This is a genomic window from Haloarcula sp. H-GB5, assembly GCF_054850705.1.
The window spans coordinates 688,997-710,739 of record NZ_JBTWBG010000002.1; the positions used below are offsets into that span (position 1 = coordinate 688,997).

The window sequence follows — 21,743 nt, forward strand, 5'->3', positions numbered from 1 at the left end:
GTCAGTCGAGCGAGATATTCACCGTCTTCGTCTGTGTGTAGTGGTCGACTGTCTCCTGCCCGATCTCTCGACCGATTCCCGACTGTTTGTATCCGCCGAACGGCTGGCCTGCCGGGAAGTCGTTGTAGGTGTTGACCCAGATGTTCCCCGCTTCGATGTCTTTTGCACACTGGTGCGCCTTCGAGAGGTCTTCTGTGAGGATACCTGCCGCGAGCCCGTAGTCGACATCATTGGCCAGTCGGATCATGTCGTCGTAGTCGCTCCAGCTGAACACTTCCTGAACCGGGCCGAATATCTCTTCTTGGACCGCTTTGCTGTCGTGGTCAATCTCGTCGATGAGCGTCGGCGCGACGAAGCACCCATCCGAGAGGGCCTCGTCGTCCGGCTGGCTCCCCCCGGTGACGAAGGCCGCACCTTCCTGTTCTGCCTCCTCGATGTATCCCAGCGTGCGCTCGACCTGCTCCGCGGTCACTTTCGGGCCGAGGTCTGTCGATTCCAGCAGTGGGTCGTCCACAGTCAGGTCTTCCGCTGCGGCCGCGAGCTCGTCTAGGAACTCGTCTTTGATGTCTTCATGGACGAACAACCGTGACCCGGCACAGCAGCACTCGCCGGTGTTGAAGAAGATCGACGTAATCGTTGTCTCGACGGCCTGTTCTAGGTCTGCATCGGGGAACACGACGAGCGGACTCTTTCCGCCCAGTTCCAGCGTCACGTCGGTGATGTGTTCGGCAGCGCTTTGCATCACCTTGCTCCCGATCTCTGTCGACCCGGTAAACGCTAGCTTCCGGATATCCGGATGTTTCGAGAGAGGTTCACCCGCGTCCGGACCGAACCCGGTGACGACGTTGACGACGCCGTCAGGAATCACGTCTTCCGTGATTTCCATCAGTTTGAGAACACTCAGTGGCGTCTCTTCGGCAGGCTTCAGTACGACAGTGTTCCCAGCCGACAGCGCCGGGGCGAGCTTCCAGGCCGCCATCAGCAGCGGGAAGTTCCACGGGATTATCTGTCCAACAACCCCGTACGGCTCTCGGAGTGTCTGGACGTGCCGGCTGTCGTCAGTTTCGATGGTTCGTCCCTCGCCCGACCGAGCGAGACCTGCGAAGTACCGGAAGTGGTCGATAACGAGGTCGATATCGATCCGCGCCTCGGTAATCGGTTTCCCGTTATCTAAGCTCTCGAGCTTCGCGAACTCCTCGCTTCGCTCCGCAATGGCGTCTGCGATACCGTCCAGCATCGCCTGGCGTTCGCTCGTGGACATCTCGCTATACGTCTCGTCGTACGCGTCCCACGCGGCCGCAACTGCCCTGTCGATGTCCTCGGCGGTGCCGGCTTGCACCTCCGCAAGTGTTTCACCAGTTGTCGGGTCTATCGTTTCGAACGTCTCCCCGGCGCTGCTCTGGACCCATTCCCCACCGATGTACAGTTCCCGCCGATCCGGCAGCACTTCGTTTGCCGCCTGTTCGTGCCGCTTCTTTATCGCTGACTTCCGCTCTGTGGCGCTCTGCTCTTTACTGTCACTAGACATATCTACGGCCGGTATTTGCTACTATTAATACTTAAAGTTGTGCGGTGATGTAGCCAGTAGCAATTACACACAGACAAATACTGGAATAGATGAAACCAATATGGGTTTCGTGCTGGCTACACCAGCATGATGGTCGCAATGACACACCACTGGAGGCCGTTACCTCGCTTGCCACGCTACTCCCAGAGTGCGTTCTCTCACTCCGTCACTTCCGGCGCCCCTTCTTGCCGTCGGTGGCGATGACACCGCCGCGGCGTGAGCGCCGACCGACCGGAGCCGACGACCGTCACGCCTCGCTCGCCACGCTGTCGGGAGTTCTGTAGCCCCTGGCTGCGGCGTAGGTCCAGCCGAGGAGCAGGCCGTACACGAGGTGGGCAACGCCCACTGATGCCACGACGAGGGCGCTCCCGAGCATGCCCGGCAGCGGGACTAGCGGTTCGGGGAACGACTGGACCCCCAGCGCGCTCATCGAAACCGGGAGTAAGAACCCTGTCGAGAGCAGGCCGATAGCGGCCGCGAAGACCACGCCACCCGCGACGCTCTCCCCGACGGACTCGATCTGGCCGTGAAACACCGACCGGGAGACGACGAACGCGAACAGCAGACCGGCAAAGACGCTGTTCAGCAGGTGGACCACCCACCCGCCGAGGACGGACGGCCAGCCGTACAGTGCCCCGATGAACGGCATGAGGTTCGCGCCGGCGTGGAACACGACGCCCATGCCGACGCCGGCGACCAGCCCGCTCACACTGCCAGCGACCCATCTGTACTTCGTCATCGCAGAGAGGCGAGAGACGGTATGTCCCTGGCTCATGCGACAAAATTTGTGGTATGGTACCAAATATACAGACGATTGTTCACGCCGCGGTAACGAGTGCTTGTTCGCACGACCATAGCAACACACCCGGAGACGGCGCGTCACGGCTCACGGCGCTCCCGTTGTCAAGGGTCGCGCTTCGCGCGCCTCGCTACACCACGGCTCCCCTTGGTCGCCGTTTCGCCAAGGTTCTTCGCTCCGCTCAGAACCTCGCTACTCGCGGGTCACTCCGTTCCCCGCTCGTTGTTCGAGGTTGCTTCCGCTGGTCGCAATCTCGCTGCTCACGGTTCGCTCCGCTCATCGTTCGTCTAACGAGAGCGGTTCCCTACGGTCGCGCCTCTCGCTACTCCACGGCTCACGAGGTTCGCCGTTCCGCCGAGGCCCGCTCACTGCGTTCGCGCGCCTCGCTACTCCCGAAGCGCGTCTTCTCGCTCCGTCGCTTCCAGCGTCTCCTCCTCCACATCGGTCGCCACGACAGCGGGCTTGTACGCCCCGCCGGGGATGAGGTCGTTCTCGCCGACCGAGGAGTCGACGAAGCGCTGGAACGCACGGCGCTCCGGCGGCAGCTCACCGTACAGCACCTCGTCCTCGACGAGGTCGTACACCGGAATCCGCGGCGTCAGGAGCGTGTTCTCGCCGACGATGGAACCCTCACCGACGACGAAGCCGCTGGTGACGCGACAGCCAGCGCCCAGCGACACCTCGTCCTCGACGATGACCGGCGCGTTCTCAACGGGTTCGAGGACGCCGCCGATGAGCGTGTTCGCGCCGAGTTTGACGTTCTCGCCGATCTGGGCGCAGGAGCCGACGGTGTCACAGGAGTCGACGAGCGTCCCGTCGCCGACGTAGGCTCCGATGTTGACGAAAGAGGGCGACATCATGATGCAGTCCTCGCCGAGGTATGCACCACGGCGGATGGTCGTCCCATCCGGCGTGTTACGGGTCCCGCGCTCGCCGAGGTCTCCGGTCTCCCGTAGCGGGAGTACGTCGTGGTAGTCGACGCCGCCGTACTCACGAGCGACGGTCTCGCGCAAGCCGAAGTTCAGCAGAATACCCTGTTTGACCCAGGCGTTCGCCTCCCACTCGCCGCCTGACTTCTCCGCGGCGCGGACCTCGCCGGCTTCCAGCGCTGCGAGGAACTCTGCAAGTACGTCGAGATGGTCGTCTGTTGCGTCGGTCGCTGAGAGGCCGTCCTGTTTCCGCTGCCAGAGGTCGTCGATGTCGGCTTTGAGACTCATACCACTCGGTTGCGACGCCGGGGGCTTACCTACCGGGGTTTTGGGATAGTTGTGGTACCATGCAACACAATTCGTGTGTCGTCCTTTCAATCGGCTCCGTGCCCGGAAATGTACCCGCACTCCTGACACATACTGATGTGTGGCACCGTCGCTTCGAATTCACTTGAACATCGCGGGCAATCGGCTGCTGGTAGTTGTACGCGCTGGTTCGTAGCCATACGTGTCAATCGCCGATTCCGACATATAAGGCTAATTCTAATATTGACCGGAGTGTACTAGGCGATATAATCAAGTATATATCGATCTGTCGACCGTGTTACGCGTCGACAACGTCGCCGAACTCGTACCAGCCAGCGTCACGGCCGACGAGCCACGCCGCCGCATCGAGTGCGCCGGCGGCGAACACGCCGCGGTCCTCGGCCCGGTGGGAGAGCGAGAGGACTTCGTCGTTGCCGGCCAGTACGAGTTCGTGCTCCCCACGAATATCGCCGGCCCGACGGGCGAACACACCGATTTCGTCGTCTTCACGCGGTGCGTGTCCCTCCCGACCGTACACCGGTTCCACGTCGCGCTCTTCCTGAATTACATCGAGGATGCTGCTGGCCGTTCCCGACGGGGCGTCGACTTTGCGGTTGTGATGAGTCTCCATGAGTTCGAGGTCGTAGTCCTCGAGCGTCCCGACGGCCTCGCTGATGAGACGCTGGAGGACCTGAATCCCCTGTGAGAAATTCGTGGCCTTCAGGAGCGGGACCTCCTCGCTGGCGTCTTTCAGGCGACCTATCCCGTCCTCGTCGAAGCCGGTGGTTCCGACAACCATCGGGACGCCCACCTCGACGCAGGCCTCGGCGACGGTCAGCGCGCCTTCGGGGACAGCGAAGTCGACGACAACGTCCACGTCGTACTCCCGGAGCGCAGCGGCGGCCTCGGCCGGGTGGACGACCGGGACGGCGTCAACCGCATCCGTGTCGCTGGTCGCGAAGCCGACCACGACCTCGCTGTCGGTGGCGGCCTCGATGACGGCCCCGCCCATCTGGCCGGTGACGCCGTTGACCGCCACCCGTGTCATCGCTCAGCCTCCGCGTACTCGTCTTCGAGGTCTTCGGTTTCGAGCGTGGCGAGCACGTCGCGCAGGTGGTCGAGGTGTTCGTCCGAGAGGCGAGTGAGTGGGGAGCGGAGATACGCCGGGCCGTAGCCCCGGATCCGCATGGCCTCCTTGACTGGGATGGGATTTGTCTCGACGAACATCGCACGGAACAGCGGGCCGAGTTCGTGATGAATTGCCCGCGCTCGCTCGAAGTCGCCGGACAGCGCCGCACCGACCATCGCACAGGTACGCTCCGGCTCGATGTTAGCCGAGACGGAGATACAGCCGGTCCCGCCGACCGACAGCACCGGCAGCGTCATGCCGTCGTCGCCGGACAGCACCGCGAAGTCCTCGTCTCGCGTGCGTTCGATGATCTCGGAAATCTGGTTCATATCGCCGCTCGCGGCCTTGTAGGCCCGGATGTTCGGGTGCGAGGCGAGTTCGACCGCCGTGTCCGGCTCGATGTTCTGACCCGTCCGCGAGGGGACGTTGTAGACGATCTGTGGCAGGTCGACGGCGTCGGCCAGCGTCGTGTAGTGGTCGACGAACCCCTGCTGTTCGGGCTTGTTGTAGTACGGCGAGATGAGCAACAGGGCGTCAGCACCGGCCTCGGCAGAGCGCTGCGATAGCTCCAGCGCTTCCTTGGTGTTGTTCGACCCCGAGCCGGCGATGACCGGCACGTCGTCGACGGCGTCGATGACCGCCTCGACGACCTCGATGTGTTCGTCGTGGGAGAGCGTCGCCGACTCGCCGGTCGAGCCGACGGGAACGAGGCCGTCGACACCAGCGGATTCGAGCCGTTGAGCGTCGTCTCTGAGTGTTTCGAAGTCAATACTGCCATCCTGATGGAACGGCGTGCACATCGCTGGGAACACGCCGTGGAAGTCAATCGCTGTCATTGCTGTGTGTCTGGTGTCGCTGTGGGTTCGGTTGTTCGGTCGGAAACGGTGCGATGGCCGGCCGATACGGTCGGCTGCTGGTTGTCAAACGACCTGACCCGAGACGGAGTCGCCACGTCCGCCACGAGTCGCTAAAACGTCGGCTTGCGCTTTGCGCGGACGACGCTCTTACCGGGGAGCCACGAAGCGGTTCCGGACTGACGGCGTCGTCGCATGGTCGAGTAACTGCGTGTGACCGACTTAGCTTTTGTGTTCTCGCTGTCGCTGTTCACAGTGCATCGAAGCGCGTTCGAATCGTCGCATGGAGCCGGCGGGACCCTACATCGTGTGGCAGTACGCCAGCGTCCCCTTCGGCTTGTCTGGGAGACGCTGCTGGAGCAGGCGCGACTGCATTTTGGTATTCGGGTCCCGTCTGAAGCAAGCGGTCAGAGGTGTACACATTACACTCTGAGGATAACACACAAGTATCGCTCGCAAAACATATACTACAAGGTATATAATATCGGCAGGTATGCGTCGAAGACACTATCTTTTAGCCACCTCCAGTGTCCTCGGATTCGCCGGCTGTTCGAGTACCAGCAGTAATCCGACCGAGACAGCTGCAAAAACGGAAACCGAGAACACTGCCGAAAAAACAGCTGGAAATACCGAAGAGATGACAGAGCGTCAACTCAGTGATCATGTTCGGCCAACTGAGAGTCCCGGGTCCCCGGTGAAAGAATTCTCGTGTGAGAAGGACAACTTCTCTCGCCACCCGCCAATGTACGACGAAGGCTCCGTTCCGTGGGGAGATACTGGGTATGTATCACTACGGATTGATGAGACAGAGTTTGAACACGGTGACACAGCCCAAATTACGCTGACGAACACGTCTGATAGCACCCTCACTCTGGGTCTTAAGTATATGTATCAAGTCGAACTTCTCACTGAAGATGGCTGGCAAGATGTCCGTGGACAGACCGGGGACGATGAGTTTCAATACGTAGATCTGGGTACCGAGGCAGCGCCTGGGGCGGTATTTGAATGGTCACTCCGTCTGACCGAAGAAGGGGTTGTTCCTGACGAGAAAGATTTTACTGTGTGTCCTGAACTCGTCTCCGGTCGGTATCGGTTCGTCTACTGGACATCGACTCCGGTAGCAGTTGCGTTCGACCTCCAGAAGTAGGCTGTTCTGCGCTTGTCTGGGTGAAACACAGTAGTCACTAAGTAGACTGCACTCCTCGATAGTCCGCCCCTTTTATTGACAGATTTTATCCGTGCCTAGAACTGCCGAAGCTACAACAACTGGTTAGTTGGGGCATAATTACGCCGTTCTTTCACGTTTGTATCCCGAAAGCATATTCGGGCCGATAGCCAATACCTGATATGACAGTTTCCCAGCCGGGACAGCGCGTGGCCGTACTGGCCGACGCGCAAAACCTCTATCACACTGCCCGGAGTCTTTACTCGCGGAACATCGACTACGAGGCACTACTGGAAGAGGCCGTTGACGGCCGTGAACTGACCCGGGCGATCGCCTACGTTATCCGAGCGGATTCGCCCGAAGAAGAGTCGTTTTTCGAAGCGCTTGTCGACATCGGCTTCGAGACGCGTATCAAGGACATCAAGACATTCCAAGACGGATCGAAGAAGGCTGACTGGGATGTCGGGATGAGCCTCGACGCGGTCTCGCTAGCGAATCACGTCGATACGGTAGTACTCTGTACCGGCGACGGGGACTTCGCCCGTGTGTGTCGGTATCTCCGCCACGAAGGCTGTCGCGTCGAAGCGATGGGCTTCGAGGAGTCGTCCTCCGAAGACCTCAAAGCGGCCGTTGACGGGTTTATCGACATGAGCGACGATTCCGACCGATTCCTACTATAGCCGACCCAGTCTGTGGGCAGTCGCTCCACCACTGGTTCAACAAGTAACCGGAGTCCTTCCTGCAGTTCGACGGACTCAGAGCTACTTGTGCTTGGGTTTCGAAGGAAAAAGTCTCGGCGATTAGACCGGGCGACCGTCTTCTGACGTTCCCACGAGGAGGGCTCCTGCGGCCAGCCCAAGTGCAGCCAGCGCTCCGGCAGCGGCCGGGATGCCGATGTCGATTGCCCCTGTACCAAGGATGAGCACGGTGCTGATCGCCAGCAGCGCAGCCCCCAGAATCACTTTTCGCGTGTCTGTAGCCATATCACCCACCACTTGGAAGTCATCCGGTATAAATTTCCCCAAAATCGACGGAGGAAAGTATGGTACAAGACAGCAATGTCCACGTCCCATCTGAGAGACGCCACCACTCCGGCCCGGCAGAACGGTATTTCCGGCCCACCTGCATAACTGAAGCAGCAAACACATCCCCTTGTAGCGCCCCCGACCAGTTGGGTCACAGAGACGGTATGTTGCCACGTGCTGAGGATGGTCGGTACACCCTCGCGCTCGTCACGGAACAGGCGCGAGACGAAGACCCACTGCAGTTCCAGACGTCGTGGTCGGATCACTGACCACGGATCGGATACAGAGGCACGCGCCCCGTGTACTCGGGCCGGGGCGACTGATGGAGCGAACCAATGGCATTCCGGTTCGCGACTCCGTCACCGATAGGACCAGACCGTTGATTCGGAACGGATTAGGGGGAGTGGCATTCACTATTGCCACACGATTTCGGTCGGCCGTGGTTCGGGCAGCCACGGTCGGGCAACCATTTCATTTCGGACTGCGTCGAACAGTGGCACGAGCAGAACCGAAAGGCGGTTTATCACCCGGCATCGAACACGGGCAATGAGTGACGACGAGTTCCGCGGACTCCGGCGCGCGGCCGACTACCAGTTCGGCGGTGGCGGCGGGACGGCGCTGTTCGCCGGCGCTGACACCCTCGACGTAACACATACTAGTTCCGGCCGGCCGCGACAGGTCCACGCCACGGACGGCCGCATCGCCACGTACGGTGACGACGGACGCTTCCGACTCGGACTTGCCGGCGGGACCCGGCTCCTCGATGCCTTCGATGGGCCGCGACACCGCGTGGTCGTCGGCGACGAGAGCGAGCCGTTCATCCGTGAGGGCCGCAACGCCTTCGCGAAGTTCGTTCAGTCCGCCGATAGCGCCCTCCGTCCGGGCGACGAAGCGCTCGTCGTCCACGAGGACGGCTATCTGCTCGCCGTCGGCCGTGCGGAACTGCCCGGCAGCGGCATGGACGACTTCGAGACGGGAATGGCCGTGAAAGTCCGGCAGGGTGCAGAGGACTGAAGCGGAATCTGTCGGGCCTTCCTGGAACGTGCCGACCTCGGGGTTGGCACTCTTCGGCTATGCTCGGCACCACCTCGGATGACAGAAAGCATTTGTCCCTCCCTTCAGAACGAGCGAATATGCGCCGCCGCACGTTCCTCGCCGCCCTTGCTCTCTCCGCAATCACTGGCTGTGTTGCCCCCAGCGAATCCGGCACGACATCGAGCGAGACGCCAGCAACATCACCGACGACCGCAGTGGAAGCGTCGGCGACACCGACGATGACGCCCCCTCCAGACGACCCCATTCTGTTCGTCGTCCACAACCCGACAGAGAGCGACCTGACCGTCTCCATCACCCTCACGCACGACGGGACAGCACTGATCGATGAGACGGTTGCGCTGGCGGACGACGAAGCCGTGGAGTACGACCCTGAGATCCACACGCCCGGTGAGTACACGCTAACCGTCGCTGTCGACGGCGGGCCAAGGAAGACCCGCAAGCTCCCTATCGAGCAGTTCGATGTCGGGGCGGGGTCGAACCACTACGTAGAGGTCTACATGGATGAGATCCAGATCTTTGCGGAGGAGTAGTCATAGCACCACTCCGGACTGCAGCAGCCACACCAGCAGTGTGACCGTTACCGCGCTGACAACGGTCGTCAGGAACACGGTCGCACTGACGAGTTCACCCGGCGAGTGGTCTTCGGTCTGATGGCTGAACGCGCCGACGAGGATGATGGTCGTCACACCGGTCGGCGTCGCCAACAGGAGTACGACCACCCGCGCGACTGTCTGGTTCTGGAACCCGACCGCGAGTACCACGGCGAACGCGAGCACCGGCGCGAGCAGGAGTTTCAATGTGCTGGCGATACCGACGGACCGGAAGTCGCTGTCCCCGTCGACGTTCGATAGCTGGATGCCCAGAATGAGCAACATTACTGGAATCGAGGCGTTTCCGAGCAGTTCCAGTGTCTGCATCACCGTCGACTCCGTCGGCGGCACCGCGCCGACCCATCGGAGTGCCAGCGCCACGACGACGGCGTAGACGAGCGGGACTCCGAACACACGACGCATGTCCGCGAGTGGGCTACCGCCGCTGCCCCGAGCGGCGATGTAGATGCCGACGGTGTAGAGCATCACGCCCTGCAGTGCGGTCACGAGGACGGCCGTGCTCCGTCCCGTCGCACCGAAGGCGAAATCCGCCAGTGGAATGCCGTAGTTTCCGGTGTTGGGGAAGATAGAGACGAGGACGAACGCGCCCAGAAGCGGTTCCGAGTGTCCGGTCAGACGGCCGACGCTCTCCGCCAGGAGCAGCATCGCCGCGGTGAACAGCACGACGGCGAGGACGACGCTCAGGATCGTGTCGCCGGCCAGCGAGGATGTTGTCAGGCTGTGAACCACCAGTGCCGGCGCGAGGACGTACACCGTGATGGTGTTGAGCGCGTCGGGGTCAGTGCCTTTCACCCGGCCGAGCACAAAGCCGGCCGCAGCGACGGCGACAACCGGGAGGATCGCCGTGACAAAGATAGACAGCAGTGACACGGCGGGGATGGACGGGCGAGCCTTAGAATCGTTACGAAGCCGTGGGAGTGTGCCGGTTTCGTCCGGTCGGCGAGCCTGTCCCGCGACGAACGCCGGTCCAGGTCCGGGTCGCTACGCTTTTCTGCCCTGCCCCGCCAGTCCTACGTATGTTTGGCGGAGGCGGCGGGATGAACCCGCGCAAGATGAAGCAGATGATGGAACAGATGGGCATCGACATGGAAGACATCGATGCGCAGGAAGTAATTATCCGCACCCCGGACGAGGAACTCGTCTTCGACGACGCGGAGGTCCAGCTCATGGAAGCGCAGGGCCAGAAAACGTATCAGGTCGTCGGCGAGCCCGAAAGCCGCGAGCTTGGCTCCGCTGAGGGCTCGGCCGCGGCCGACGATGCCGACGAATCCGAGAGCGATTCCGGCGTCGACGAGGACGACGTCGAGCTCGTCGCCATGCGGGCCGGCGTCGACGAAGACACCGCGCGAGAGGCGCTCGAAGCTAACGACGGCGACCTCGCGGACGCGGTCGACGAACTGGAGTAACGTGGCGTACCTCTTCGTCCACGAAGACCGCGAGTACCTGCTGGACCCCGGTGAGCGGTTCGAATCCGACCTCGGCATTCTGGAGGTGCCCGAGGACGTGGAACCGGGCGATGTCGTCGAGACACATCTGGGCACCGGCTTCACCGTCCGCCGACTGCGTGGCCCGGACCTGTTTACCCATCTCGAACGCACTGGCGCGCCGATGATGCCCCGCGACGTGGGGCTAGTCGTCGGCAAGACCGGCGTGGCCGCGGCAGACCGCGTCCTCGATGCTGGCACCGGGACCGGCATCCTCAGCGCGTACATGGGCCGCATCGGCGCTGACGTGGTCACTTACGAGCAAGACCCGGAGTTCGCCGAGGTAGCGCGACAGAACATGGAAATCGCCGGCGTTGCGGACACTGTCGATGTCCGGACCGGCGACATCACCGATGACCTCGACGACCTCTCGGGCTTTGACGTGCTGACACTCGACACCGAAGACGCACCGACCATCGTCGAGCGAACGCCCACACTGCTGGAACGCGGCGGGTCGCTGGCGGTGTACTCCCCGTTCGTGGAGAACACGCGTGAGGTCGTCGCGACGGCCACCGAGGTCGGCCTCGACGGCGTCGAAACGCTTGACACTATCCAGCGGGAGATGGACTTCGACGACCGCGGCTCGCGCCCATCGACCGGTGGCGTCGGTCACACCGGATACCTGACATTCGCGCGGCGGCCCTGACGGCCTCCGTCGGTCTGCTCACCCCCTGTTGTTGGGGTCGACTTTAAACATGTAGGAGTGCGTATGGTATACTGCATGAGCGAATCAGAGACGCCGATGGAGACGACAACCTGGCCAGACCTCGCAATCGGGCTTTACGACCGCCTGACCGGACGCAATGCCGAAATCACGTACGACTTCGATGATATGGAAGTCGATGTCCCGAGCAAGGCCGGCGAAGACGCCGAGCACGCTCGCTGGCGGGTCGACGGCACGCTGACTATCACGACACGCGATAACGACTGACAGTGGTCACCACGACGAAGGCGGTCGGTGATCTGTTCGACCTGCTCGAGCGAAAGCCGGACCTCCTCGTCGACGCCGACCTGACCGTCGAGCGGGACGGGGTCGCGTTCACCGTCAGGGGATACGACGACCTCGTCGCCGTCGACCTGCCGTCGTTCGGAGCGGCGTTCGATCTCTTTCGGGACCGACCGGTCGAGGAAGTCGACGCCGCCGTGGCACTCGCGGCTGCCGGGCTGACAGCCGAAATCCGCGTTCGCGGAGCGCCCATCGCTCGCCTCGGTGCGGATGTCGTGCCGAGTGCGCTCGCGAAGCGACTCGGTTTCGGGCCGATCCAACTGTTCCTCGACGGCGTACTGCTGGCGATTACGCCACGGCGCGGATGAGAGCAAGCAGTTCGGTCCGATAGTCCGACGGTGTCCGCCGGAGCGGCTCGGGCGGATTTTCCACGTTCAGAAGTGTCGCCAGTGATCGGTCGGGATACGCGCCGGCGGCGATACGGAAGCCGTCGCCGTGCCAGACGCCGACCCAGCCGGTAATCGACAGCGTCGCGTCGGTCGCTTCGAGATCGAGTTCGGCGCTGTAGGTCCGGAGCCGCGCCCGGTCGCCGCTGTCGACGCGGACTCGTTCCTGCCGCCCGCGCTCGATGGATTCGAACCCTCTATCGGCCAGTTCGTCGGCGAAGGCCGACTGGGCCTCCGAGCGGACTGTCGGGAGAATCATCGCCGGGCCGATACCCGGCGCGAGCGGCGGAGTAAACGACAGTGCAGTCGCGAAGAAGAACCGCCACTGGTGGTCGAGCCCGACCGCATCTCGGACGGCCTCGCGTGTCTCGGCGGCGTCGTACACCTTCGTCGCCCCCTCGACGCGGGCCGTCGGTAACTCGAAGACGGTTTCGACGCTCTCGTCGACAAGCTCCCAGCCGCCGTCGCGCAGCCGGTCCGCGGGCACGTCCGGGAACGCGGGGTCAGCGGGCACGGTCCGGCCTCAGTGATCGTCCTCTCGCCACTTGTGTTCGCACTCGGTGCAGGTGAAAAAGCGCGTCTCGGATTCGTCGGCCGCGCGGATCTGCTTCATCTCGTAGAAGGCCCGCTCGTTGCCACACTCTGGACAGCGTGCACCCGTCGTCGGCCCCATGTCCTCGGCGTCGACCTCGGAGGTATCGACGACTTCCGACTCCTCTTGGCCCTGCGTGGTGACGGCCATCTCCTGTTCGGTCTCGGCGTTTCGAGCCTTTTCGTAGCCGCAACTACCACAGACCCAGCGCTCGTCGTCCGTTTTCATCATCGAACCGCATTCGTCGCAAAACTCCATTGTAGTACCACCGTTTGCTTGCCGACCGTGTTAAATACCCGGTTTCGCCCAGCCCGTTCTGCCGGTATCCATCGCTGTGCAGTGCGGAGCGAACAGCAAAATCGGAGTGTCTCGACAGTATCAGTCGTTGCGAATCCACGCCGAACAGGGTTCCATATCGTCCATGACCTCGCCGTGGAAGGAACAGTACGGCTCGATATCGCCGTCCTGCATCACGTATTCGAAATGCCGGCAGTTCCCGCAGTAGGTGTCCGGTTCGCCCTGGTGGACCGCCGTCTCTGTGATCGCGTCGCGCTCCGTCGTCGCCGTGCCGCCGTCGGTCGACGTGGACGCTTCCGGGCCGGCCTCAGCTATTCTCGGGTCGAGCGTGTTCTCGGAGGGGCCGGCCTGATCCGCTCTACTCGACGCGGTGTTTTGCTGGCTGGTATTCGAGCGAGCGGTCGCCTGACGGCCCGACTGTCGCCCCGTCGCTGTACTGCTATCTGCCTGTCCCGGGGACTGCGTACTGCGGTCGGACTGCGTGCTGCCGGTCGGCTGCCGACGGCGGCTGTCGGCCGCGCGCGTGTCACCCGAATGCTGTCCGGTCCCGCCATCGCTGACAGCGCCCTCGGTATCTGTCCCCGGTCGGTTCGTCTGTGTCTCGACTGTGCCGTCCGGATCCTGACCGAAGAACCCGATACCACCCAGTCCCGGGAGCGTTCGGGCCTCCTCGACGAGACGGATCGTCCCTTCCTCGGTCACTTCCATGCGTGCCGTCCCGCCAGGATCGTTTCGCGTCTTGAACGTCGCAAGCGACGCGAACAGGCACCAGAACGTTGTCACGATACCAGCGAAGTAGACGGCACCGGTGAGCAGTGCCAGTAATGGGTCGCTGCTGGTCCAGTTGTAGGGATACAGCGACAGAAACAGCACGACGCCGACCGCTGCGACACCTGTTCCGCCGAGAGCAGTCAGCCGGATCCGACGACTGGCCGGCAACACCGCGAACACGCCGAGAATAACCGATGGCAGCCCGAGACCGGCGATGCCGCCGGCAATTCGTCTGGCTGCGTAGGCGTCCAGCCCGTATCTGCTTCCGATGCCGGTTGTTGCGAGCGCGATTGCCCCGACGAGTCCGGCGACACCAACGAGAAACAGGGTTGTCCCGACGAGCTGCTGGCGGCGCGATGCGACGCGCCCAACATCCCCTTCGTACACGTCGGTGAGACTAGTCATGCAGTACACTACTGCTACATCCGATAAAACTACCCGTCAGACAGATGCATGACGCGGGCATGCGCGTACGCAGTTCCGAAAATGCGAGTCGTTCCGAAAGCACTAATCGGACCCACGGGCACTGTTCGGATATGAGCGACGACGAAAGCGAGGACGCGGAGGAGCCGGCTGTCGAACTCGGCGACGGACCCGACGTTGCCGGTGCGCCGCTTTCCCGCGTTTCGGCCCGGCTTACCTGGGGCATCGAACACAGCACTATCGTCGACCGTGAGGGTGACACGACGATTCGGACGCCGGACGGTCCGCAGGAACTCGCAACGGTGCTTGAGGAGGTCGACGTGCCATATTTCTCCGACCGCCAGGAGTTCGAGAACGCGGTCCGAGACGTCATCGGGACTGGCCCCGTCCCGACCGAGTAGGCTGGGCAGCGGCCTCGTGTCTGGCCAAGCATCGCCACACTAGCTGGCCCAGCAGCGGTCCATTTGACGACATAGCTCGTGTGGCACCTGCTGTCCACGCGGCAATCTGCCATCGTGTTGAACCACAGGGTTTGATACCGTTTGTTGTGGAGACAGCGTATGTTCTATAGGAGTGGGATGTCTTGGAAAGAGCGAACCGCATTCGCTATCTGGGGACTCGGGGTTGTCGTCGTTCTCCGAACCCTGTACGATGTATTCGGCGTAGAGGGGCGTGAATTAGCTATCGTCGCCGTTGTTCTGTTCTTTGGCTCGTTCTACGGCGTGTTCATGCCAGTCTGGCGACGGCTCACTGCGGAGTGAAGCACAAGAAGCAACGACTGAGCGGTCACAGCGGCGTCATCGGTCCGACGCAGTACGGTTCGTTATCGTCGCTCCACAACACAACAGCTTGCGATCAGTTACCGCATGTTTTCGAGCGCATACACCGTATCGGAGATAATCCACTCCGTCTCACAGTCAGCGTGCTCGATACTGAGCGCGTTGAAGGTCTCTCGTCCGTCATCGACCGTTATTTCGAACGCTCGGCTACGAAGCGACTCGGGATGGGGACTCGGTGGGGACACACATCCTCCTCGTAGGGTGGGACCGATAAACGAGTCGATTCGCGGCGAGAGGGCCGTAACACGCCGATTGGCCGCCGTCTGGCGATTGGTCAGGATTCGGGGCGGTCGCTCGCTTCGGCCCTGCCGCGGCGCTTCCCGAACAGGTACGCGGCGACGATGAGTGCGATGGGGATGATGAGGAAGAGACCCATCATGATGAGGAGGACGACCAGTTCGACAACTCCGGGCATACCCGGAAACAGGAGGAGGACCATACGCACCGTACACCGGCTCCTCGCAAAAATCCACCTGCAACGTGAACGCTGGGACCCGCTCCCGTGGTGTCCGGCTTAGACGTGTGGCTCCGGCAGCAGGTCCTCGAACGCCTGCGAGTCCAGCCACTTACAGAGCCTGACGAGCTGTTCGGTCGCCGCCTCGAACATCTCCGCGCCCTTCTCGGCCGTGGCGTCGGTCTGGTCGCCTAGGACGCCGTTGTCGGTGTTATCAGCGGCGTCGTAGAATGTCCGCGAGCCATACTTCTTTGTCTCCGCCGCCTCGACGCTCGGAATCCCGCCGTCCCGTGCGTCTTCGAGGCGGTCATCGTGAACCAGTTCGGAGCGCAGGTGTTGGATCATGGCGGTCTCCTTCGGCCCGCCGTGTGGCCCGTTCTGCTCGAACAGGTCGTCCACGAGGTCCGGGATACTCTCGTCCCACATCCACTCAATGGCGTACAGTACCTCGTCGTCCCGGAGCCGCCGGCCGACCTCCCGGAGGTGTTCGACGTTTCCGCCGTGGGCATTCACGTAGATGACCCGGTCGATGCCGTGATAGGCCAGATTCCGGGTGAACGACTCGACGTAGTCACGAAACACCGGCGCGTCGACCCACATCGTCCCGTTGAACTGCCTGTGATGCGGGCTCACGCCGACGTTGATCGTTGGGGTGCAGAGGTAGCCAGTCCTCTCGGCGGCTTCCCGGGCGAAGGCCTCCCCGATGAGGTGGTCCGTCGCCAGCGGGAGATGCGGTCCGTGTTGTTCGGTCGACCCGAGCGGCACGAGCGCGAGCGACTCCGCCTCGAAATAGTCGCCGAGATCCGGCCAAGTCTCGTCGGCAAGGTACATACCACTGCTGGTGACGGGTGCGTCTTCAATCTGTGCCTCGCGACGACCCTTGCGATGAGATGACGCGGGGCGAACGCCTCAGTCGAATAGCTCGTAGACGCGAGCCTCGTACGGTGCGAGCGTCACCGTTTCCGGGTCCGTGTCGTCGTCGTCGTAATTGCTCTCTAGCAGCGTCGCATCGGCATACTCGACCGGGACCTCGACGGTCTCGGTCCCGTCGTCGAAGTGCAGAACGACGAGCACCCGCTCGGTTCCCGCGTCTGTCGACAGCGCCCGTGTGAAGGCGAAGACGGTCTCGTGGTCGGGAAGCAGGTCGGTGTAGTCTCCGTACACCAGCACGTCTCTGTTGGCGCGCAACTGGATGAGTCGCCGGTAGTAGCTGTAGACGGAGTCCGGATCGGCTTGCTGGTCGGCAGCGTTGATCTCCCTGTAGTTCGGGTTGACCTGAATCCAGGGGTCACCGTCGGTGAAGCCGGCGTTGTCCGAGTCGTCCCACTGCATCGGCGTCCGGGCGTTGTCGCGGGTCCGGTAGCCGACGACGTCTTTCACGTCATCGTAGTCGTCGAAGCCCTCCCGGTCGAGTAGCTCCCGCGCGTGGTTGATGGCGTCCACGTCGCGGAGGTCGTCCATCGTCTCCCAGTCGGCGTTGGTCATCCCGAGTTCCTGTCCCTGATAGACGTAGGGTGTGCCACGGAGGGTGAGGACGAACGTCCCGAGCAGCGTCGCGGATTCCCGGCGATAGTTCTCGGGGTCGCCGTAGCGGGAGACGCTCCGCGGCTGGTCATGGTTCTCCCAGTACAGTGTGTTCCAGCCGTCCGCCGCCAGCCCGTCCTGCCAGCGGTCGATGATACGCTTCAGCTCCGGCAGGCTCCAGTCGCCGACCGACCAGCGCTCGCCGTCAGCGTAATCGAGCTTCGTGTGCTGGAAGTGAAACGCCATGTCCAGTGGGCCGTCCTCGCCGGCGTACTCGCGAGCCGACTCGACGGTGAGCTGTGGCATCTCCCCGACAGTCATCACGTCGTAGTTCGACAGCACCTGCTCGTCCATCGCGTCGAGATACGACAGCATCTCCGGCCCATCGATGAAATGCTCGGACCCGACCCATTCGCTATCCGGGTCGCCGTCGGGCAGTCCCTCGACTTTCGACAGGAGGTTGATGACGTCCATCCGGAAGCCGTCGATGCCTCGCTCCAGCCACCACTCGATAGTGTCGAAGATGTCCTGTCGGACGGCGTCGTTGCGCCAGTTCAGGTCCGGCTGTGAGGTGTCGTACAGGTGGAGGTAGAACTCGCCACGCTCCTCATCGTACTCCCAGGCGGACCCCCCGAAGAAGGACTCCCAGTTGTTGGGCGGCACTGGCTCGCCGTTCTCGTCGGTGTCCCCCTCTCGCCAGATGTAGTAGTCCTCGTACTCAGGGTCGCGCTGTCGGGACTTCTGGAACCACTCGTGTTGGTCCGACGTGTGATTGACGACGAGGTCCATGACGAGCCGCATGTCCCGGTTGTGGACTTCCGCGAGCAGCGTTTCCCAGTCGGCCATCGTCCCGAAGTCGTTGTAGATGGCCTGATAATCACTGATGTCGTAGCCGTTGTCCTTCTGGGGGGAGTCATAGACTGGGTTGAGCCAGATGACGTCGACGCCGAGGTCGGCGACGTAATCCAGGCGCTCGATGATGCCCTGTAGATCGCCCACGCCATCACCGTCGCTGTCGTTGAAACTTCGGGGATAGATCTGGTAGACGACTGCTTCCTTCCACCAGTCGCGCTCTGCGGTCATACACAGGGGTAGCCTGAGGCTTTCCTTAAAGCCACGGATTAATACAACACCCGTTGTAAACACTTTCGCCGCAATCGGGAACGGGGGTTCCAGGGCCGCTACAGCTCCAGCACCGTGTGTCGGGGTAGTTCGAGGTCGTAGCCGACTGCCGAGACCGTCTCAGTCGGCCAGTCGCCGGTCCCGGACAGTAGTTCGATGTCGTCGGCAGAGACGAGATACGTGTCTTCGCTCTTCGCGCCGTCGATAGTCGGGTTCCAGGCGTACCCGTGTGGTAACGTGACTGCGGCCTCGCTTCCGGGTGTGGCGATCCATTCCCGGCCGGCGAAGCCTGTCGCACCGCCCTGATGGTGGTTCTGCCACTCGCCTTCCCAGCCGACCTCGGCGTAGGCGTCCTGTATCGCGTCGAACACGTCGCCCGCTGTGCCGCCATCCCGGCCGACTGCCTGCGTCGCTGCCAGCGCAGTGGTCTCGACGCGGGCGGCCTTGCGGATGCGCTCTATGAGCCACTCCGGCGGATCGAACGCGACTGCTCGGGTAGTGCTGACGTGGAGTCCGTCCCGCTGGACGGTCACCGATACGAGCGCGTAGTCGCCGAGTTCGGTGTCTGTCGAGGTGTAATGGCGGTAGGCTTGGGCCCGCTCGGCGCTGCCGACGAGCACGACGGGCGTGGCGATGCCCCGGCCTTCGAGCTTCTGTCGGAGTACCGCGGTCACATCGAGTTCGGTGTGCGACGGCTCGACTTTCCGTGCGACAGCCTCGACTGCTTCAGCCGTGTCCCGCGCGAGTTCACGGCACTGTTCCATCTGGGTCTCGGTCAGCGGCTGGCGGAGCTGTGTGGCGTCGACTGATTCGAAGCCGGGGACATCGAAATCAGCCGCCGCCGGGGCCGGACTCGCTTCAGCGACGGCTTCGGCCAGCGACGCCGCGTGCCAGTCGAACGTTTCGACGGTCACGTCGCTGTCGAGTTCCTCATCACGAAGCCGCGGCGCTTCGATGTTATTGGTGATGACCCGTACCTCGTCGCCGTCGTAGCCTGCGGCGCCGACGCCGATGTCGCCCTCTCTGTCGACGACGTTGTCACCACCGCCGGTGAGCCACGCGAAGGAGTTCGGTCGGGCGAACCAGACGGCTTCGAGCCCCACTGTCCGGAGGTACTGGTCGAGACGGTCTGTAAGCGTCATACCCTGACATGCCGCCGGCCCCCAGTAAAAACCAAGGACAACACGCGGTACTGGGACTGGTGCCACAGGACTCACACAGTGGCAATCACGGCACAGACTGGTCGTGACTATCGTGTTCGCCTCCGCTCCTGACTCACTCGGCAACGCCGCTATCAGGGTCTCGGGACTGGAGCAGCGAGTACATGACAGACTGGAAGGCCTCGCTATCGACGGACTCCACGACGTGGGTGTTCGGTTCCCCGTCGGTCACCCCGTTGACGTCGACGCTGGTGTACCCGCGGGTAAGGCCTTCGCGGTCGTCCACCGCAACGTGGTACGTCGATACCGCCTCGCGGAGTTCCGGGTATGCGAGCAGCGCGGCGGTGACGCTGTCGGGAAGTGCCGTCCATCCGGGGTCGTCGGAACCCTCGCTGTTGAACGTCCGGGCCTGCTCTGTCACCGACTCGAAGAACGACGCCAGTTCAGTGTCGAACGTCGATACCGTCTCGAACTCGGGTGAGTCGAACACCGCGTCTCGAAGACACACGCCCCAGTCGACGAGCGTCACCTCGAAGGCGTCGAACACGCGCTTGGCAGCATCGGGGTCGACCCACAGATTGAACTCCGCAGCGGGGGTGATGTTCCCCTCACAGTTGACGTTCCCGCCCATCACCCACACCTCATCGACAAGCTCCGGAAGGTCAGGCTCGCGAGCGTACGCCAGTGCTATGTTGGTCAGCGGGCCGATACAGAGCAGCGTGATCTCGCCCGGGGCCGCCCGACAGCGGGCGACGATCTCGTCGGGACCGAAACCCGCCGCTGACTCGATGTCAGTGTCGGGGAACAGGTCCCCGCCGAGGCCGTCCTCGCCGTGAATGTCCGTCGCGTGTTCGAACTCCTTGAGAAGTGGCTGTCTCGCCCCTTCGTAGACGGGCACGTCGAGAGAATCGGCGAGGTCGAGCGTGTATTTCGCGTTCTCGACCTCCCTCTTGAAGGGAACGTTACCGGCGACGATAGTGAGTGCGTCGACAGTAACTCGATCACTGAGACAGGAAAGCAGAATCGCCTGTGTGTCGTCGCCCGCCGTATCCGTGTCGATGATGACGCGTCGCATATCCGCTCGTCGTATGGCATATACAAATGATACCGGGTCACAACTGTGTGCCACATCCACACTACACTGCGCCACTCGATAGCGACGGGGGAACGACGAAGTGAGGCTATGAAACGCCGGATTTACACCATTTCGAGGCGGTATCCGCTGTCGTCACCGAGCGATTCGTACACGATACGTGCGGCGGCGATGTCCTGAATCGCGAGGCCGGTCGAGTCGAAGACGGTAATCCCGGACAGGTCCTCACGGCCGGGCGCGTTCCCGACGACGATCTCGCCGAGTTCAGCATCGATATCCGACTCGTCGATATCGCCGTTGTTCCAGGGGACGTTTATCTCGCCGGAGTGGGTCGTCTGCTCGAAGTCGTCGATGACGAGCGTAGCCTCGCGGATGACATCGGTGTGGAGTTCTTGCTTGCCTTCGGCGTCGGCACCCATGGCGTTGACGTGGGTGTGCTCCCCGAGATCGTCGAGCGTGACGATGGGGTCTTCGACCGGCGTGACCGTCGACAGGACGTCACACTGAGCCGCCTCGGAAATCGTGCCCGCTCGGACGTCGAACTCGTCGCCAAAGGTGTCAATGAACCGCTGGACACGGTCGTCGTCGAGGTCGCTGACGATGACGGACTCTATCGGTCGCACCTGAGAAATGGCCTCCAGTTGCGTGTAGGACTGGACGCCAGCGCCGATGATGCCAAGCGAGGTCGCGTCCTCGACAGCGAGGTGGTCCGTCGCCACGGCGGCGGCGGCACCGGTTCGCTTCATTGTCAGCGTCGTGGCGTCCATCACGGCAAGCGGGAAGCCGCTCTCGGGGTCCGTGTACACGAGCGTCCCCATCACGGTCGGCAGATCGAACTCGTCGGGGTTGTCCGGATGTACGTTCACCCACTTGATGCCCGACGCCTCCCAGTCGTCCGTTTCGAGGTAGGCCGGCATCGACCGGAAGTCCCCGTTGTGCTGTGGCAGGTCGATGTAGGACTTCGGCGGCATCTGCGCCGTGTCGTTTTCGTATGCGGCGAACGCGGCCTCGATGGCCGGAACGAGGTCCGCCATCTCGACGGCCGCTTCGATGTCCGTGCTGGGGACGATAGTCGTCTGGTTGTCCTGTCGTGCTGTGGAATATAGTGAATTGCTCATAGTGTTGTGAATGTATTATATCGGTTTATTTGA

27 protein-coding genes are annotated in these 21,743 nt (G+C 62.6%); 10 read left to right on the forward strand and 17 right to left on the reverse strand.

The window, feature by feature from the left end; translation table 11 throughout:
- Nucleotide 1 precedes the first annotated feature (1 nt).
- The 5 genes from ACYJ11_RS11495 to dapA all read right to left on the reverse strand — a co-directional run bounded on the left by ACYJ11_RS11495 (nt 2) and on the right by dapA (nt 5,566).
- A complete protein-coding gene (locus tag ACYJ11_RS11495; protein WP_461647870.1) occupies nt 2–1,528 on the reverse strand; it encodes an aldehyde dehydrogenase family protein in 1,527 nt (508 codons plus the stop codon).
- Nucleotides 1,529–1,814: 286 nt separating this feature from the next.
- The gene (locus tag ACYJ11_RS11500; protein WP_461647871.1) at nt 1,815–2,342 is read right to left on the reverse strand and encodes a hypothetical protein; all 528 of its coding nucleotides are present in this window, start codon (nt 2,340–2,342) and stop codon (nt 1,815–1,817) included.
- Between the two features lie 410 nt (nt 2,343–2,752).
- Nucleotides 2,753–3,583: a 2,3,4,5-tetrahydropyridine-2,6-dicarboxylate N-succinyltransferase gene (locus tag ACYJ11_RS11505; RefSeq protein WP_461647872.1), complete on the reverse strand. Its 831-nt coding sequence runs from the start codon at nt 3,581–3,583 to the stop codon at nt 2,753–2,755.
- A 316-nt stretch (nt 3,584–3,899) separates the two neighbouring features.
- Nucleotides 3,900–4,649: a 4-hydroxy-tetrahydrodipicolinate reductase gene (dapB, locus tag ACYJ11_RS11510; RefSeq protein WP_461647873.1), complete on the reverse strand. Its 750-nt coding sequence runs from the start codon at nt 4,647–4,649 to the stop codon at nt 3,900–3,902.
- Nucleotides 4,646–5,566, reverse strand: coding sequence for a 4-hydroxy-tetrahydrodipicolinate synthase (gene dapA, locus ACYJ11_RS11515; RefSeq protein WP_461647874.1), 921 nt, complete (start codon nt 5,564–5,566; stop codon nt 4,646–4,648). Before dapA ends, dapB begins: the two co-directional genes overlap by 4 nt.
- Before the next feature lie 511 nt (nt 5,567–6,077).
- Here dapA and ACYJ11_RS11520 point away from each other — a divergent pair.
- Both ACYJ11_RS11520 and ACYJ11_RS11525 read left to right on the forward strand, forming a co-directional pair.
- A complete protein-coding gene (locus ACYJ11_RS11520) occupies nt 6,078–6,731 on the forward strand; it encodes a hypothetical protein (protein WP_461647875.1) in 654 nt (217 codons plus the stop codon).
- Between the two features lie 200 nt (nt 6,732–6,931).
- The gene (locus ACYJ11_RS11525) at nt 6,932–7,429 is read left to right on the forward strand and encodes a LabA-like NYN domain-containing protein (protein ID WP_004516675.1); all 498 of its coding nucleotides are present in this window, start codon (nt 6,932–6,934) and stop codon (nt 7,427–7,429) included.
- A gap of 120 nt (nt 7,430–7,549) precedes the next feature.
- Here ACYJ11_RS11525 and ACYJ11_RS11530 read toward each other — a convergent pair whose 3' ends face one another.
- A complete protein-coding gene (locus ACYJ11_RS11530; protein ID WP_008310160.1) occupies nt 7,550–7,732 on the reverse strand; it encodes a hypothetical protein in 183 nt (60 codons plus the stop codon).
- A gap of 588 nt (nt 7,733–8,320) precedes the next feature.
- Between ACYJ11_RS11530 and ACYJ11_RS11535 the strand changes: the two genes are divergently transcribed.
- Nucleotides 8,321–8,788, forward strand: a complete 468-nt coding sequence (locus ACYJ11_RS11535; protein ID WP_461647876.1) for a PUA domain-containing protein — start codon at nt 8,321–8,323, stop codon at nt 8,786–8,788.
- 119 nt (nt 8,789–8,907) lie between these two features.
- A complete protein-coding gene (locus tag ACYJ11_RS11540; protein WP_461647877.1) occupies nt 8,908–9,360 on the forward strand; it encodes a hypothetical protein in 453 nt (150 codons plus the stop codon).
- On the opposite strand, the gene ACYJ11_RS11545 is transcribed toward ACYJ11_RS11540, so the two are convergent.
- A complete protein-coding gene (locus ACYJ11_RS11545) occupies nt 9,361–10,311 on the reverse strand; it encodes an AEC family transporter (protein WP_461647878.1) in 951 nt (316 codons plus the stop codon).
- 146 nt (nt 10,312–10,457) lie between these two features.
- On the opposite strand from ACYJ11_RS11545, the gene ACYJ11_RS11550 reads away from it, so the two are divergent.
- The 4 genes from ACYJ11_RS11550 (at nt 10,458) to ACYJ11_RS11565 (ending at nt 12,239) form a co-directional block, all read left to right on the forward strand.
- Nucleotides 10,458–10,847: a nascent polypeptide-associated complex protein gene (locus tag ACYJ11_RS11550; protein WP_461647879.1), complete on the forward strand. Its 390-nt coding sequence runs from the start codon at nt 10,458–10,460 to the stop codon at nt 10,845–10,847.
- A gap of 1 nt (nt 10,848) precedes the next feature.
- On the forward strand, nt 10,849–11,571 hold the full coding sequence (locus ACYJ11_RS11555) for a methyltransferase domain-containing protein (protein WP_461647880.1): 723 nt from the start codon (nt 10,849–10,851) through the stop codon (nt 11,569–11,571).
- A gap of 75 nt (nt 11,572–11,646) precedes the next feature.
- Nucleotides 11,647–11,856 carry a hypothetical protein gene (locus ACYJ11_RS11560; protein WP_004962941.1) on the forward strand — a complete coding sequence of 70 codons (210 nt, stop codon included), beginning with the start codon at nt 11,647–11,649 and terminating at the stop codon, nt 11,854–11,856.
- Between the two features lie 2 nt (nt 11,857–11,858).
- Nucleotides 11,859–12,239, forward strand: a complete 381-nt coding sequence (locus ACYJ11_RS11565; RefSeq protein WP_461647881.1) for a hypothetical protein — start codon at nt 11,859–11,861, stop codon at nt 12,237–12,239.
- Here ACYJ11_RS11565 and ACYJ11_RS11570 read toward each other — a convergent pair.
- The 3 genes from ACYJ11_RS11570 to ACYJ11_RS11580 form a co-directional block, all read right to left on the reverse strand.
- Nucleotides 12,220–12,831, reverse strand: a complete 612-nt coding sequence (locus ACYJ11_RS11570; protein WP_461647882.1) for a hypothetical protein — start codon at nt 12,829–12,831, stop codon at nt 12,220–12,222. The genes ACYJ11_RS11565 and ACYJ11_RS11570 overlap by 20 nt on opposite strands.
- A 9-nt stretch (nt 12,832–12,840) precedes the next feature.
- Complete coding sequence (locus ACYJ11_RS11575) at nt 12,841–13,167, reverse strand: transcription factor S (protein WP_005535365.1); 327 nt, start codon at nt 13,165–13,167, stop codon at nt 12,841–12,843.
- A gap of 120 nt (nt 13,168–13,287) precedes the next feature.
- On the reverse strand, nt 13,288–14,382 hold the full coding sequence (locus ACYJ11_RS11580) for a DUF7139 domain-containing protein (protein ID WP_461647883.1): 1,095 nt from the start codon (nt 14,380–14,382) through the stop codon (nt 13,288–13,290).
- A gap of 131 nt (nt 14,383–14,513) precedes the next feature.
- Here ACYJ11_RS11580 and ACYJ11_RS11585 point away from each other — a divergent pair, with 131 nt between their 5' ends.
- Together ACYJ11_RS11585 and ACYJ11_RS11590 are read left to right on the forward strand one after the other, a co-directional pair.
- Nucleotides 14,514–14,801 (forward strand): DUF5789 family protein, encoded by a 288-nt coding sequence (locus tag ACYJ11_RS11585; RefSeq protein ID WP_170098129.1) that lies wholly within the window; start codon nt 14,514–14,516, stop codon nt 14,799–14,801.
- A gap of 159 nt (nt 14,802–14,960) precedes the next feature.
- Complete coding sequence (locus tag ACYJ11_RS11590; protein WP_461647884.1) at nt 14,961–15,161, forward strand: hypothetical protein; 201 nt, start codon at nt 14,961–14,963, stop codon at nt 15,159–15,161.
- A 98-nt stretch (nt 15,162–15,259) separates the two neighbouring features.
- On the opposite strand, the gene ACYJ11_RS11595 is transcribed toward ACYJ11_RS11590, so the two are convergent.
- The 7 genes from ACYJ11_RS11595 to ACYJ11_RS11625 form a co-directional block, all read right to left on the reverse strand.
- Complete coding sequence (locus ACYJ11_RS11595; protein WP_005535361.1) at nt 15,260–15,424, reverse strand: hypothetical protein; 165 nt, start codon at nt 15,422–15,424, stop codon at nt 15,260–15,262.
- An 89-nt stretch (nt 15,425–15,513) separates the two neighbouring features.
- Nucleotides 15,514–15,678, reverse strand: coding sequence for a hypothetical protein (locus ACYJ11_RS11600; RefSeq protein WP_461647885.1), 165 nt, complete (start codon nt 15,676–15,678; stop codon nt 15,514–15,516).
- Nucleotides 15,679–15,753: 75 nt separating this feature from the next.
- On the reverse strand, nt 15,754–16,524 hold the full coding sequence (locus tag ACYJ11_RS11605; RefSeq protein WP_170098127.1) for a creatininase family protein: 771 nt from the start codon (nt 16,522–16,524) through the stop codon (nt 15,754–15,756).
- Between the two features lie 78 nt (nt 16,525–16,602).
- Nucleotides 16,603–18,300: a glycoside hydrolase family 13 protein gene (locus ACYJ11_RS11610; protein WP_461647886.1), complete on the reverse strand. Its 1,698-nt coding sequence runs from the start codon at nt 18,298–18,300 to the stop codon at nt 16,603–16,605.
- A gap of 98 nt (nt 18,301–18,398) precedes the next feature.
- Nucleotides 18,399–19,481: a M24 family metallopeptidase gene (locus tag ACYJ11_RS11615; protein ID WP_461647887.1), complete on the reverse strand. Its 1,083-nt coding sequence runs from the start codon at nt 19,479–19,481 to the stop codon at nt 18,399–18,401.
- Between the two features lie 133 nt (nt 19,482–19,614).
- Entirely contained in the window at nt 19,615–20,574 is a 960-nt protein-coding gene (locus ACYJ11_RS11620) for a nucleoside hydrolase (protein ID WP_461647888.1), read from the reverse strand.
- 122 nt (nt 20,575–20,696) lie between these two features.
- Nucleotides 20,697–21,710 carry an ornithine cyclodeaminase family protein gene (locus ACYJ11_RS11625; RefSeq protein ID WP_461647889.1) on the reverse strand — a complete coding sequence of 338 codons (1,014 nt, stop codon included), beginning with the start codon at nt 21,708–21,710 and terminating at the stop codon, nt 20,697–20,699.
- Nucleotides 21,711–21,743: the final 33 nt, after the last annotated feature.